The organism is Brevibacillus schisleri, from assembly GCF_055685845.1.
The window spans coordinates 3,308,836-3,323,525 of the sequence record NZ_JBVNDM010000001.1 but is presented as its reverse complement, the minus strand read 5'-3'; the positions used below and the strand labels follow the sequence as shown (position 1 = coordinate 3,323,525).

General features: G+C 46.5%; 2 protein-coding genes. Both read left to right on the top strand.

Annotated features, from left to right (window positions below):
* The first annotated feature begins 26 nt into the window (after positions 1-26).
* A complete protein-coding gene (locus tag ACUUHJ_RS15975; protein ID WP_472299326.1) occupies positions 27-7,706 on the top strand; it encodes an SDR family NAD(P)-dependent oxidoreductase in 7,680 nt (2,559 codons plus the stop codon).
* Positions 7,699-14,682: an amino acid adenylation domain-containing protein gene (locus ACUUHJ_RS15970; RefSeq protein ID WP_472299325.1), complete on the top strand. Its 6,984-nt coding sequence runs from the start codon at positions 7,699-7,701 to the stop codon at positions 14,680-14,682. The genes ACUUHJ_RS15975 and ACUUHJ_RS15970 overlap by 8 nt, the downstream gene beginning before the upstream one ends.
* Positions 14,683-14,690: the final 8 nt, after the last annotated feature.

Genomic DNA, 14,690 nt, shown 5'->3' with positions numbered 1-14,690 from the left:
TTCGAAAAAACTCTAAGCGGTGATAGATGATGGATAAATTGAAGAAGTATATTTACGAGCTGGTTGCAGCCAAGAAACTATCGGCCAAAGAAGCGACGGAATACATCGTGAGCCTGCAAAAAGCGAACGAAACATTGAGCGATGAGGTCGCGATTATCGGCATATCTGGACGATTTCCTAAGGCGAATACAGTGCAGGAGTTTTGGGAAAATATTCGCGCGGGAAGAGAATGCCTTGATGACTTTCCTGTCCATCGCTTGGAAGATGGACGGGCCCTATTTTCCGATCAGCGATTTGATCACAAGCGCTTTAAAAAAGGCGGCTATTTGGATGAAATCAGTTTCTTCGATGCAGACATGTTTCGCATATCACCGAAGGAAGCTATGTCCATGGAGCCTTATCAACGAATTATGCTGGAACTTGCCTATGAGACCTTACTCAATGCCGGTTATGAGACACGGGATATCATAGGATCAAAGACAGGCGTATTTATCGGGAAAGATCATGTCACTGGGATTGAATACCGTAATTATGTGAGCCCGGATATTTTTAGCTTGACCGGCTCGTGGCCGGGGATATTAGCAAGTAGAATCTCTTATGCCTACAATCTGAAAGGACCGAGCATTGTCTTTGATACGTCGTGTTCTTCCGGGTTGGTAGGCGTTCATTTTGCTTGCGAATCTCTGCGTAGAAATGAATGTGAGATGGCATTTGTGGGCGGCATCAGCGGCCTTTTCTATTTTCCTCCAATCAAGGAGGACGGATCACTGGATCAAGTTGAATCCGCCGAAGAAATGATTCGTGCGTTTGACAAAGATGCAAAGGGCACTGTATGGGGCGAGGGTGGCGGAGGGCTGCTTCTGAAGCCGTTGTCCAAGGCGCTCGCAGACAACGACATGATTTACGCGATCATAAAAGGCAGCGGGATCAACAACAACGGGCTCTCCAAAGGTATTACGGCTCCAAATGGGGAGGCGCAGGAAGAGCTTCTGAAAAGCGTGTGGAAACAAGCGCAGATCGATCCTGAGACCATTCGGTACATTGAAGCCCACGGAACAGGTACCGTGTTAGGGGATTCCATCGAATTGCAATCCATTATGAATGCCTTTCAATCCTTTACGACCAAAAAACAGTTTTGTGGTGTGGGCTCAGTCAAAACGAACGTTGGGCATTTGGTTGGGGCTTCAGGGATTGTCTCTCTGATCAAAGCGGTCATGATGCTGAAACATGGCGAAATCCCGCCTTCGCTTCATTTTCAAACACCCAGCCCTTACATTGACTTGGCAAACTCAGCTTTATTCGTCAATGATGTGCGAACAAAATTGGAGCAAAAGGATTATCCAACTCGGATCGGGATTAACTCGTTTGGATTTAGTGGGACCAATTGCCATATTCTCATCGAGGAACCACAAAGGCTCGTACGTCAAAGCTACCACGGGCAAGACTGCTATATGCTGGTTTTATCAGCAAGTAGTGAGCAGAAACTGCTGGAGTCGGTCAAGGAGTACCAACAGTTTTTATTGGCAAACCGTAACGTACACTTAAGCGATCTGTGCTTTACAGCGAGCACTTCCCGTAATCATTACACCCACCGAGTATCGATTATTTTCCACAGCTACCAAGATCTTTTGGTGAAATTGAACGGGATGAAAGCAGTAAACCGTGTATCCGAATGGAGTGAAAATCCTGACATTGGCTACCAGAGGCATGAGGTAGTGCCGGACAATAAGCAGGCCGTAGAGGCGTGGGAAATCCGGGAAGGTGAGAAAAAGTTTTTAGACAGACAAGCAAACGAAGCAATCAAGGAACTGATCGAGAAAAATGTGGACGAAAAGCTGATCTGGGGACAGGTTGCACAACTTTACATGAAAGGTGCTAGCATTGACTGGACAAAGCTTTATCGAGGCGGTCATAAGCTGCCTCTGCCTGGAAATATACTGGAGCGGCAAAAATTTTGGCCGGTTGAAGCAAAGCCAAAGAAAATGGAAGAAGACCTCTATTATAAGTCTGTCTGGATGGAAGAAACCCTTCCTACCTCTGACCTCGATCAGGAAACGGATGACAATACGATTTTGCTGATTGTCGATGAGGCGGATACGGCCAAGTGGCACCCGCATTTATTTGAAAAACTGCAAGCAAAGCGATTGATCATGGTAGAGATAGGAACACACTCTTTGCAAGTGACCCATGATCACTTCAAAGTTGCGCGTACGTATGAGGATATAGCTGGATTCTGCGCGCAGCTCGATATTTCGTCACTGGATCAGATTCTCTTTATGGCTCCGACTACCCATGATCTGTCTGAGTCGTGGAAGGAATTTCAATCGTCCATGAATCAAACAGCCGGGTCTTTGCTACTTTTTACCAAAGCGCTGCACATGACTGGAAAGCTGACAAAAGAAATAGATGTTGCTTTAATCACGCAGAATGCCCAAGTGGTGCAGATGACCGATGCGATCTGCAACCCTTTTCACCATATGCTCATCGGACTGGGGAAATCCATTCGCCAGGAGAACTACTGTCTGAATATACGTAATATTGATTGCAACCCTGACAACTTTCAGTTAGATCTCCTGTTAGCCGAAATTCAGCGAAGAAGCACACATTACTCGGTGGCGTTGCGTCAAGGCCGCTGTTATATCGAGGTCATTCAAAAAGCAGATGGCACAGGCATACAAGAAGATGAAACAACAATCGAAGCAGGCGATGTCTTCTTAATCACCGGTGGATTGGGCCAACTGGGAACAGAAGTTTGCAAGTATCTGAGCCAAAAAAATAAAGTAAAGCTGATTGTCCTAGGAAGGACGATGCTTCCGGACAAAGAGGCATGGCCAGCTATTATTCGGGAACAGTCGGACAAAGATTTGGTGGATAAAATTAATGTGGTACTTGCCGTTGAGGCTTTGGGCTCTGTGCTTGACTACCATTGTGTGGACATATGCAACGAAACAGAAATGAAACGTTTGGTTCAGAACATTCAGGAGACAAATGGGCAGCTTAATGGAATTATTCATTGTGCGGGGGTTGGAGTTGGCGACATAGAAGATTTTGGTATGAGCGAGCAAGAATTTGAACGCAGACATGCCGTGAAAACGTATGGAAGCTGGCTGTTATACACGCTCACGAAAGAGATGAACAAAGGCTTTACCATGTTCTTTTCGTCTGCTGTTTCTGTCACGGGGGGACGGGGTTCCCTTAGTTATGCCACAGGGAATGCCTTTTTGGACGGATTAGCCGAAGCAATCAAGCGACAAGGGAAAAAAGTCATCTCTATCAACTGGGCTACGTGGGAAGCGACTGCTTCCAAGCTTTCCATGCAAGAAGAGAGACACGTTTTCCGTTTTCTTTCTACCCATCAGGCCATGCAAGCACTCGATCATATTCTCCGCAGACAAATGTTCCGGACAATCGTCGGCAAACTCAATCATGCAAATGAGCTGTTGGAGCTCGAACACGTATGGCCATTCCGTTTGGCAGATGAAGTGAAGCAAGAATTGTTCAAAGAGACTGCAAAACCGGGACGCGTTATCACTGCCACATCTGTGACACTTAAAGAGCAGGACGGATATACAGCGACCCAAAAAGAGTTGGCACAATTATGGGCGGAGGTTCTTGGGCTAACCGCTATCAGCTTGTTCGACACTTTCCATCAATTGGGCGGTGATTCGATCCACGCTGCACAACTGTATAAGCAGTGGAACGAAAAATACCCAGGCACGCTTCATGTCGCAGATATCTACATGTACCCAACCATTTTTGAAATGGCCAATTACTTGGATAGCAAAAAGACACCGCAGCCTGCTGAGCTTACGATTGAATCCATCCTAGAAGGGTACAAGCAGAGTAGGTACTCGAAGGATGAGACAAAGAGATTATTGGCAGAATGGAATACGTTATCAACGGGACAGACTCTACAGTCCGGACAAAATGACGAATACGCGATTATCGGATACGCATGTAAATTTCCACAGGCAGAGAATGCAGAGAAATTTTGGACAAATTTAATTTCGGGTATCAATGCTGTACGACCGTTTCCTGCCTCCAGAAGAAAAGATACGGATCAGTATCTAACCGAAAACCAAACATACTGCCAAGGCGGTTATCTGGAGAATATCGATAGCTTTGATTCAAGATTTTTTCATATAGCTCCCAAAGAGGCAGAATTGATGGACCCTGAACAACGCCTCCTTTTGGAGAATGTGTATGAAGCCATTGAGAACAGCGGTCTTGGCGGGAAAAATCTTTTTGGAACCGAAACGGGTGTTTACATCGGCAAGGATACGACCGGACGCAATGAATACAACAACATGATCGACATTCAGCATCCATTGAAAGTAACTTCTGGATCGACTGGCATTCTGGCAAGTCGGATCGCTTACTTTCTGAATTTAAATGGTCCCTGCTTGGTTGTGGATACAGCATGCTCCTCCAGTCTGGCCGCCATGTGCTTGGCCACGCAAGCGTTGAAGCAGGGACAAATTGATGTGGCTATTGTTGCGGGGGTTTCATTGGCGTATCTTCCTACACAGCACAATCCCCTGATTGATTCTGCAGACGAAACAATTCGTCCTTTTGATGCCGGAGCAAACGGAACAATGTGGGGAGAAGGAGTAGGTACCATCGTGCTGAAGCGCTTGGATCAGGCTGTACAGGATAAGCACGTGATACACGCTGTTGTCAAAGGCTCCGCCATGAATAATAACGGAGCATCAAACGGAATCACTGCACCGAATGCCGAGGCGCAGGAAAAAGCATTGGTAGAGGCTTGGAAGACAGCCAATATCGATCCCGAAACGATTTCGTATATCGAAGCACATGCCACTGGAACCAAATTGGGTGACCCGATTGAGATGAAGGGTATTTCCAATGCCTTCCGTAGATTTACGAATAAAAAGCAATTTTGCGGTGTGGGCACGGTAAAAGCCAACATCGGTCACTTGGTGGGGGCCTCGGGGATGGCTTCCGTCATAAAGATGATTCTGGCATTTAAATATAAGCAATTGCCCCCGGCAGCACACTTTAAGCATCCGAATCCGTTCATTGAATTTGCGGATTCTCCTATTTTTATCAATGACAAGCTACAGGAGTGGAACGTATCAGGCACACCGCGCAGATGCGGAATCAGTTCCTTTGGGTTCAGTGGGACGAATTGCCATATTCTGTTGGAAGAACCGCCTCTCTCTGCTGTGGAGAACGAATGCAATCAAGGCTGGAACCTTCTGACTTTGTCGGCGAAAACGAAATCAGCTTTACGTGCACTGATCAGCCGCTACACCAAATATCTCAACATGACGAAGGCCGTCGATTCTAAAAATCTATGCTATACAGCCAACACAACTCGTGGACACTATGAGCACCGGGTGGCCATCCTCTTTAAGCACCAGGCCGAACTCCGAGAAAAATGCAGATCCTTGGATGGGAAAGGGCTTGAAAATACGAACGGAGCAGAGGAAGGAATCTATTACAAGGTGAGCCAAGTCATCCTAGACCAAAATGACCAGTGTGAAAACGGGTTGCTAGAGGAAGAAAAATTAAAACGGAACGCGATTGCAGAAAGAACCATTCAGCAGTATATAGCAAATGACTCTGCTTTCACACTGCAAAGCTTGCAAAACATCGCCATGATGTACACAGATGGGGCAGATATCAACTGGCATAGCCTTTATCCGAGAGAGCAGCATCAAATCATCGAATTGCCAGCTTATTCGTATGATTCGGTTCGTCATTGGATTGGGACACAGAAACAAGAAAGCTCTAAGCAAAAGGACACCTATTATCACTTACGGTGGATACGTGACGACAAAGAGCCATTGAATCAAGTAGGCAAATGCAACGGAACCTGGCTGTTTTTGGGAGGAACTGGGCAATGGAGTCAGTCAATGCTCCAAGAGATAAGAGGGCGTGAAATCGATCTTATCGAGGTTAGTTCTGGTCCAGCCTTTCAAAAATTCAGTGATCATCACTACCAGATCGGCTCGAAAGAAGATTATCCAGTCTTGCTGAAGGAGCTGATGAACCGAAACATCCGAAACATTATCCACTGCATGAGCGTGGTAGATGAGGAGATTGAGTGTGCAGAAGACTTACATGCACTAGAGAACAAGGGAGTTTACAGCTTCTATCGTCTTGTATGTGAAATGCTGAACCAGTCGTACAATCAGGAAATCAATCTGTATGTCATTGGCGACCATACTTTCTCGGTGACCAAGCATGAATCGATCCTGAAGCCCCAGCACGCCGTACTGTTTGGAATGGCGAAAGTAATACCGCAGGAGTATTCACAGTTGAAATGCCGATGCATCGATATAGATAGCGATACTTCCCCAGTGATTATCTGGAAAGAAATTTGTGCAGACAAAGAAGACTTCCAGGTGGCGTATCGGCATAATGTCCGGTACATCGAACATTTGGAAGAACAGATGCTGTGCAATACAGAGCTCCAGGACATATCCATCAAGGAAAACGGCATCTATCTGGTTACGGGTGGACTCGGCGATATTGGACTGAAGGTTGCTCAGTATCTCAGTACGAAAAACTCGGTTCACCTATGCTTGCTCGGAAGAAACGTATTGCCTCCGCGAGAGCAATGGACTGACATTGTCCGAGATCAGTCCCATTCCAAAGTGGCAAGCCAAATAGATATGATCCGCAGAATAGAGAAAAATGGGTCCAGTGTAGAAGTATATGCGGTTGATATTGCCAATGAAAGCAAGTTGGCAGATGTTTTGGAAACCGTCCGCCATCAACACGGAGCTATCCATGGTCTATTCCACTGCGCCGGGGTGGCAGGCAAAGGTTTACTGATCAACAAAGAACATGCACAGATGAAGCAAGTGCTAGATCCAAAGGTCATCGGTACCTGGTTGCTGGACCGTTACACTCAGGGAGATCAGCTCGACTTTTTCGTTATGTTTTCATCTGTCACTAGTCTGTTGGGCGGGATTGGACAGGCTGATTATACGGCTGCAAATGCCTATTTGGACGTTTATAGTGACTACAGGCAAGCCAAAGGTCAAAAAAGCGTAACCATTAATTGGCCTGCATGGAACGATACTGGAATGGCGGCGAAATACCGTATTAAGAAAGAGGCTTCTCCGTTTCATGGTATCCATCCGGATCAAGCGATCGACATTTTGGATTCGATTTTAGCGCGCAAGCTCCCCCGCGTCATCGTCGGTGAAATGAACGAAGCACATTTCCGCACGTACAGCTATCACTTGCCTTTTAGCATCTCACCAGGAATCAGGAGAATGGTCACACAGCCTGTTGAATTCGAGACAATTGAATACCAGCAGATTGTACCTATTCTGAAAGGCAGAAATAATCACAGATACAGCGATATCGAAACCCAACTAGCCTCTATTTGGCAAAAAGTATTGGGAATACCGGAAGCGAATGTGTACCAGTCTTTTCAAGAGGCAGGAGGAAACTCCATTCTGGCGACAAGTCTCGTAAAAGAAATCGATCAGTTGTACCCTGGCCGCATCAACATTGCAACGTTGTTTGCCTATCCTTCCATAGCGAAGATGGCTGAATATCTCGAGAACAAACCGAGTCAATACGGACCGTCTCAGAATAATGGCGAGGTCCAGAGCGAGAACATCCCTTTGCAGGACAAGCTGGCCGACTTTATCAAGGGTGATATTTCAATGGAGAATATATTGGACTACTTAGACAAGAAAGAGTGGGGAGAAGAAGATGAGTAGCCGAAAAGAGATGAATGACAGCATTTTGCAGCTACTGAAATCTGGACATCTCAATCAGGATATGGCACTTTCCATTCTGGAAAAGCTGAATCGCAATCCAGAGCGAAAGTATCAGCAGGATATTGCTGTGATTGGAATGGCATGCCGCTTCCCCGGAGCAAACACCCCCCAGGAGTTTTGGGATAATCTAGTCCAAGGGGTTAACAGCATAGGGTATTTTCCAGAAGAACGATTGCAGGATTTGTCTGGCTTTATTCCAGAATTGGAAGAGCTGCTGGCGAGCTCCAATCATCAAGCTGGCTACCTCGATCAAATTTCCCGATTCGATCACCCTTTTTTCCATATCGGACATAAAGAAGCGATGGCAATGGAACCGTATCAGCGACTTTTTCTGGAGACCGCCTATCATGCAATCGAGGACGCAGGGTACGGGGGAGCCAGACTGAAACATTCCAACACGGGAGTATTTGTGGGACTGGAGACCGCCTATCAATCCCATTATCGTTCCCTGTTGCAAAACGAGGATATTTCTTCCCTCGTCGGTTCCTTGGTAGGACTTTTGTCCAATCGAATCTCTTATTTCCTGGACTTGCGCGGGCCTGCTTTCGTTCTCAATACGGCATGCTCATCGGGCCTTGTAGCCTTACACCAGGCATGCACGGCATTGGCGAATAAGGAATGCGAAATGGCGCTGGTCGGTGGCGTGAATATGATGGTGATTCCACAAGTTACCGGGAAGCTGAATGATTTGGAGACTTCTGACGGAAGAGTGAAGGCGTTTGACAAAAATGCGGACGGAACGATTTGGAGCGAGGGAATGACAGCTCTGATGCTCAAACCGTTAGGGAGGGCAAGGGAGGATCGTGACCCGATCTATGCGGTAATCAAGGGAAGCGGCGTCAATGCAGATGGCGCTTCCAACGGATTAACGGCCCCCAATCCAGAAGCCGAGACCCAATTGTTTATCCGTACGTGGGAAAAAGCAAAAATCGATCCGCTGTCCATCTCCTATGTCGAAGCGCATGGTACAGGTACTTTATTGGGGGATTCTATTGAATTGCAGGCGATCAACGATGCTTTTCGAAAATATACGTCGGAAACGCACATTTGCGGGATTGGCTCTGTCAAGACAAACATTGGACATACCGTCGCGGCATCAGGGTTAGCATCGCTGATAAAGGTCGTGCTTGCTCTCAAACATAAGAAGATCCCTGCTACCCTGCATTATCAGTCTCCGAATCCTTTTGTCGACCCAGAAAACTCCGCAGTCGAGATCGTTACCGAGCTGAGAGACTGGAAGCGGGAGGATAGCTTGCTCCGAGCAGGTGTCAACTCTTTTGGTTTCAGTGGTACCAATTGCCACATCATTCTAGAAGAGGCTCCCGAACTAGACCGGCCAGAGACGGAGATTTTGCCGCCTTTTCATCTCTTAACGATTTCAGCCAATAGCCTAAACTCACTCGATGCGTTGATTAAAGCCTACAATTCCTATTTGCAAGCACATGAATCCATTGATCTTGAAGACCTTTGCTACACAGCGAACACTGGCAGAGGCCAATATGAGAACAGAGTCGCGCTGGTGTTCAGTTCAAGAGACGAACTGATGCAGCAATTGCTACAAGTAGATTTATCGGGACAAGACTTGGCGAAGGGAAAAGGAATCTATATCCACGTAGGCGCTGAAGTCAACCGTGACGTCAGCTCTCGTACAAACCTTTCTGCTATTGGAGACTTAACAGAGATTGGAAGAGAGAATTTCCAGACAAGAGCATCGCTTGAAAGGCTAGCAGAGCAATACGTTCACGGAATGTCGATCCCTTGGGAGACCCTGTACCGTGAGCAGCGGCAAAAGCTGAACTTGCCTGTTTATCCATTTGATCCAATCAAAGTCTGGCCGGTAGTGGACAAGAAAGCGAGTGTCGGCTTACCGTTAGAATCAGGCAAAGTGGATACGAACGAAGCGTTATCGGCAGGAGATCATGCCCTCTATCACAGCATTCAGTGGGTGCCACTGGCCGCATTGTCTTCACAAGCGGAAAAGAAGGAAAGTGTGCTGGTCATTACGGATTCTACCGATTGGGGTAACGATTTAGCCGAGATCATAACTTCGCAGAGCATGCATATGGTGCATGCCCGATTGACGACAGCCTACAGCAGGGTGAACGCCTCACAGTATTGTCTTACCGTTTCCGAAGCGGATTTTGACCAGCTTATCCGTGATACAGGCCAGCTAGCACTGAGCAAAATCGTCTTTGCCGTCGGGTATGCATCCGTCTCCGAAAGTGCTGGGGACAGCCTGGATGCGCTGTTTTATCTGACAAAGGCACTGGTGAAAAATCAATTTAACCCCCTCGAGATTGTACTGGTAGGAAAAAACGCCCAGCGGGTCCTCCCTGTCGATCAAGCAGTCCATCCGCATTTTGCAGCCCTATTCGGATTGGGAAAAGTCATTCGGGAAGAGTATAGCGGGCTTCATTGCAAGTGTATCGACTTTGATGATGGAACACTTGTCAGCGATGTCGTGTCAGAAGCACTAGGAAATGCCGAGCATTATCAAATCGCGCTTCGTTCGGGAGACAGATACCATCCCCAACTCACACCGTTGGACTTGCCGACAGTCGATGAGGGTGGTATTCGCTTCAAGGATCAAGGGGTGTATGTCATTACAGGTGGCACCGGGGGAATTGGTCTGGAGCTCGCTAAGAATATTGCTCTGCAATACAAAGTAAAGCTGATCCTACTCAGCCGTACAAAATTACCCCAGCGTGCATCGTGGGACGAGTTCAGCCAGCAAGATCAAGTAGGAAGTCTACTTCACCATCTGAAAAGCTTGGAGAGCAATGGTTCTGAGGTATATACATACAGCGCTGATGTAGCCAACCTGGACGAAATTGCCCCGGTCATCCGCGACATTTATCGCATCCATGGCAAAATTGACGGCATCATCCATGCAGCTGGCTTACCGGGAAGCGGCATGCTGATTGAAAAGGATGGAACAGCTTTTTCTGCTGGGGTCTCGGCCAAAATCAGCGGTACTCAAAATCTATATATGCTAACCCTCGAGAATCCGCCCGATTTTCTCGTTTTGTTCTCTTCGATCGCATCTGTGGTCGGAGGAATTTACTTAGGGGATTATGTGGCGGCTAATTCCTACTTGGACGCTTTTTCCGGGATATCGAGCTCGCCTACACGGATCATGACCATCAATTGGACAACCTGGATGAATACTGGTATGGCGAAAAATGCAGGTACCAACCTCGATGTTGCTTTTCGCTCGCTCACATCTCGTCGAGCGATCATGGCATTCGAGCAGGTCATCCAAAAAAATCTGTCAAACGTCGTGGTTGGGGAAATCAACACGGACAATGACATGTTCTGGAACAATTCGTTGCCGATAGCATTAGCGCCTTCGATTCGAGAGAGAATCAAGTCGCCAGAGGTTGAAATAAAAGTACAGCTGACGGGAAGAACGATTGACGCTTATACCGATATCGAAAATCAGATTGCGCATATTTGGGGAAACATCTTCCGGCTGCCAACCATTGATATTCACGATCAGTTCTATGATTTAGGTGGCACCTCTATCATGGGCATCAAGATCGCCAACCGGATCAATGAAGAGTGCCAAGTAACCTTGACGGTTCAGGATGTGTTTACGTATTTGACCATTCCTGCATTAGCCGAGTTTGTGCAGCAAAAGCAACAGGAAAAGAGCGGTGGGGGAACTCAGTTAAGAAGGGAGGCTTCCATAGAAAAAAGCGTCATGCCGCTGTCGCATGCCCAAAGGCGAATATGGTTTTTGCAAAAGATGAATCCCGATCTTGTTGCCTACAACTTACCCTTTATCCGCACCTACGACATGGCGATTGACGTTGCGCTTTTAGAGCGGGCTGTCTCGTACCTGGCTGCAAGGCACCTGTTATTGCGCACAAGATTTACACTCCAAGACGGAATTCCGGTTCAGGTAGCGCTACCTGAGTATCACCCTACTATCCAGGTTATTGACCTATCCGAACAATCGGATCAAGAGCTTTTACTGGAAAAAAACATCTATACCCAAAAAATGAAGCCGTTCGATTTAGAATCTCCTCCTTACCGTATCTATCTCTACCAGCTTGGCAAGGAGAGATTTTGCCTCTACGTCAATTTCCACCATATTTTAACGGACGGCTGGAGCATTGATATTTTTTACAGGGAACTATTCGGCATTTACCAATCGTTCTTGCATCAGCAACCCCCAAGACTGGCCGAAGCGAAGCACGATTACTTTGATTGGATCATGGAACAAAAAGAATGGGAGAACAGCAAGGAGTTTCTCGAGCACGAAAATTACTGGCTAAGAGAGCTGGCCAAACCATTGCCGACTTTGCATTTGCCCACTGACAAAAAACGACCGTCCGTGCAAACATACAACGGCAGCTATCATAAATTCGAGATTAGCGGGGAGCTTTATGAAAAGCTCAAAAAACACGTCGAGAATCAGCAGATTACGTATAACAATTTCTTACTAAGCGCTTACTTCCTGTTGTTGCACAAGCTGTCTCAGGACCAGGACATTATTGTCGGTGTGCCTACTGCTGGAAGAAATCAAAAGAAATGGGAAGAGGTAGTAGGGATCTTTATCAACACCTTGTGTATTCGTGTTCCGTTTCATGAGATCTCCAGTTTTTCTCAGTTACAAAATACCGTGAAGCAAAAAATTTGGTCAGCGATCGACAAAGCACAATACCCATTTGATTTGCTAGTTGAAAAGGTAAATCCGGAGCGGGATTTATCCAGAAATCCCATCTACAATGTGCTGTTCCAATTCTTTGATAAATTGCATTTGGAAAATGACGGGATCAGTCAATTTGAATTGAGCTGCCTCGCAAAAGAAACCGATCAACGTATCGAGATTTCGTTTGAGTACAATTCGGACTTGTATTCTGAAAGCACGATCCGGCAGTTTGCACACTTTTTCCTACATATTCTCGCACAAGTTGTGGAACGCCCTGAAATTTCCATTAAAGAGATTACTTTGCTGACAGATCCAGAGCAAGTCGAGCTGCTACACCATTTCCACGGCGGTCAAGTAGACTGGCAAGATCTACTGCCGATTCACAAGCAATTTGAAGTCCAGGCGCAAAAAACACCGAATGCCATCGCGTTAGTATTCGAAGACCAGCAAATCACGTATAAAACGTTAAACGAAAAGGCCAACCAGCTCGCTTGGCTACTGATGAACAAGGGTGTCGGTACCAATGTGCCAGTCGGTATTTTCGTGGACAGAGGCTTCCAGACAGTGGTTGGCATCTTGGCGATTTTGAAAGCCGGAGGCGCTTATGTGCCACTCGACCCGAGTTATCCGGAAGAGAGAATCAGTTATATTCTCGCAAACAGTGGAGCCAAACTGTTGTTGTCAGAAAACAGCTTGATGGAGAAGCTGGGACGGATCGAAGAGGACCAACAGATTGATATCATCAATCTGAGCACGACCATAGAACGAAGTGTTGTGAACCAGACGTATCTTGTTGATTGGGAGCAGGAACTGTCCATCCTAAATCCACCGACCGAAAGCCATGAATCTGATTGGATGTATATCATGTACACCTCTGGCTCAACCGGCAAGCCAAAAGGCGTACTGGTTACTCATTCCAACGTTCATAATTTTCTTGCCTGGGGCATCGAGCAATTCCAATTGAGAACAGATGATGTCTTCATGCTGGTCACTTCCATCAGTTTTGATATATCCGTCTTTGAAATATTCGGCGCATTACTGAGTGGGGGTCGACTTTGCATCGTTTCCCAAGACAGTATGAAGGATATGGACCGATTACTCGCGTATATGGAGGCCAACCAGGTTTCAATCTGGCATTCTGTCCCGAGCTTAATGGTGCAGCTTTCCACTTTTCTGACATACAACAAAGAACAGTACGATCATCTTTCCGTTTTTCATCGACTCAGATACTTGATGCTGGGTGGAGAAGCGTGGAGCTCTACATTGGCTAAACAGGTACAGGAACTTTTTCCGCGTGCTGAAATCCACAACATGTATGGTCCGACAGAGACGACGATCTGGATTTCCAGTTACAAGGTGAAGCCAGGAACGGACTCTCCATATGGTGCCGTACTTATTGGCAAACCGATCACCAATAATCAAATCTTCATCTTGGATCCATACGACAATCTTTGCCCACCTGGTGTGATCGGCGAAATCTACATAGCTGGTCTAAATGTGACAAAGGGCTACTTCCGGGATGAAGAAAAAACAAGACAAGCCTTTATCCCGCAAGCCAACGGCCAACTTTGCTACAAGACTGGCGATCTGGGTAGATACCTGCCAGATGGCAACATCGAATTTATAGGCAGAAGAGATCAGTTGGTAAAAGTAAGGGGTTATCGAATTGAGCTCGGTGAGATCGAGCTTGCACTCAAGGACATAGGGGCTCTGCAACAAATTGCCGTGACGACCGTAAAAGACGGCGAAACGAGCAAAATTGTTTGCTACTATACGGCTAGGAAGCCTCTACCGATGGGGCAGTTAAAGGAATACGCGAGAAAGAAACTGCCTGAATACATGATTCCCGCACAATTTTTCCTTGTGGATCATTTTTTATTGACCCCGAACGGCAAGATGGACTGGAAATCAATGGCGCTGTATTGCCAAAATACGGATGTCAGCCCAGCTCCTTCGGAAGTTCGAGATGAAGTTGATAAAAAGCTGGTAGAGATATGGAGACAACTGCTTGGTTCCCCAAAAATCGGGATTCATGAAAACTTCTTTGATATTGGCGGAAATTCTTTACTAATCGTTCAATTACAAGAGATGATCAAAGCGGAACTGTCACAAGAGATGTCGATTGTGGACCTTTTCCAATATACGACGATTGAAAAGCTGGCGAATCACATCAAAGAAAATACTGTAAACAGATCAAGCGTTGAAACTGGACAAAAAAGAGCAGAACTGCGGAAAAGACTAAGAACCATGCGAAGCTAACGATCAGC

Bases quoted from the DNA above. Each gene is read 5' to 3' on its own strand.
- ACUUHJ_RS15975 (WP_472299326.1), top strand. From the start codon at position 27: ATGATGGATAAATTGAAGAAGTATATTTACGAGCTGGTTGCAGCCAAG.
- ACUUHJ_RS15970 (WP_472299325.1), top strand. From the start codon at position 7,699: ATGAGTAGCCGAAAAGAGATGAATGACAGCATTTTGCAGCTACTGAAA.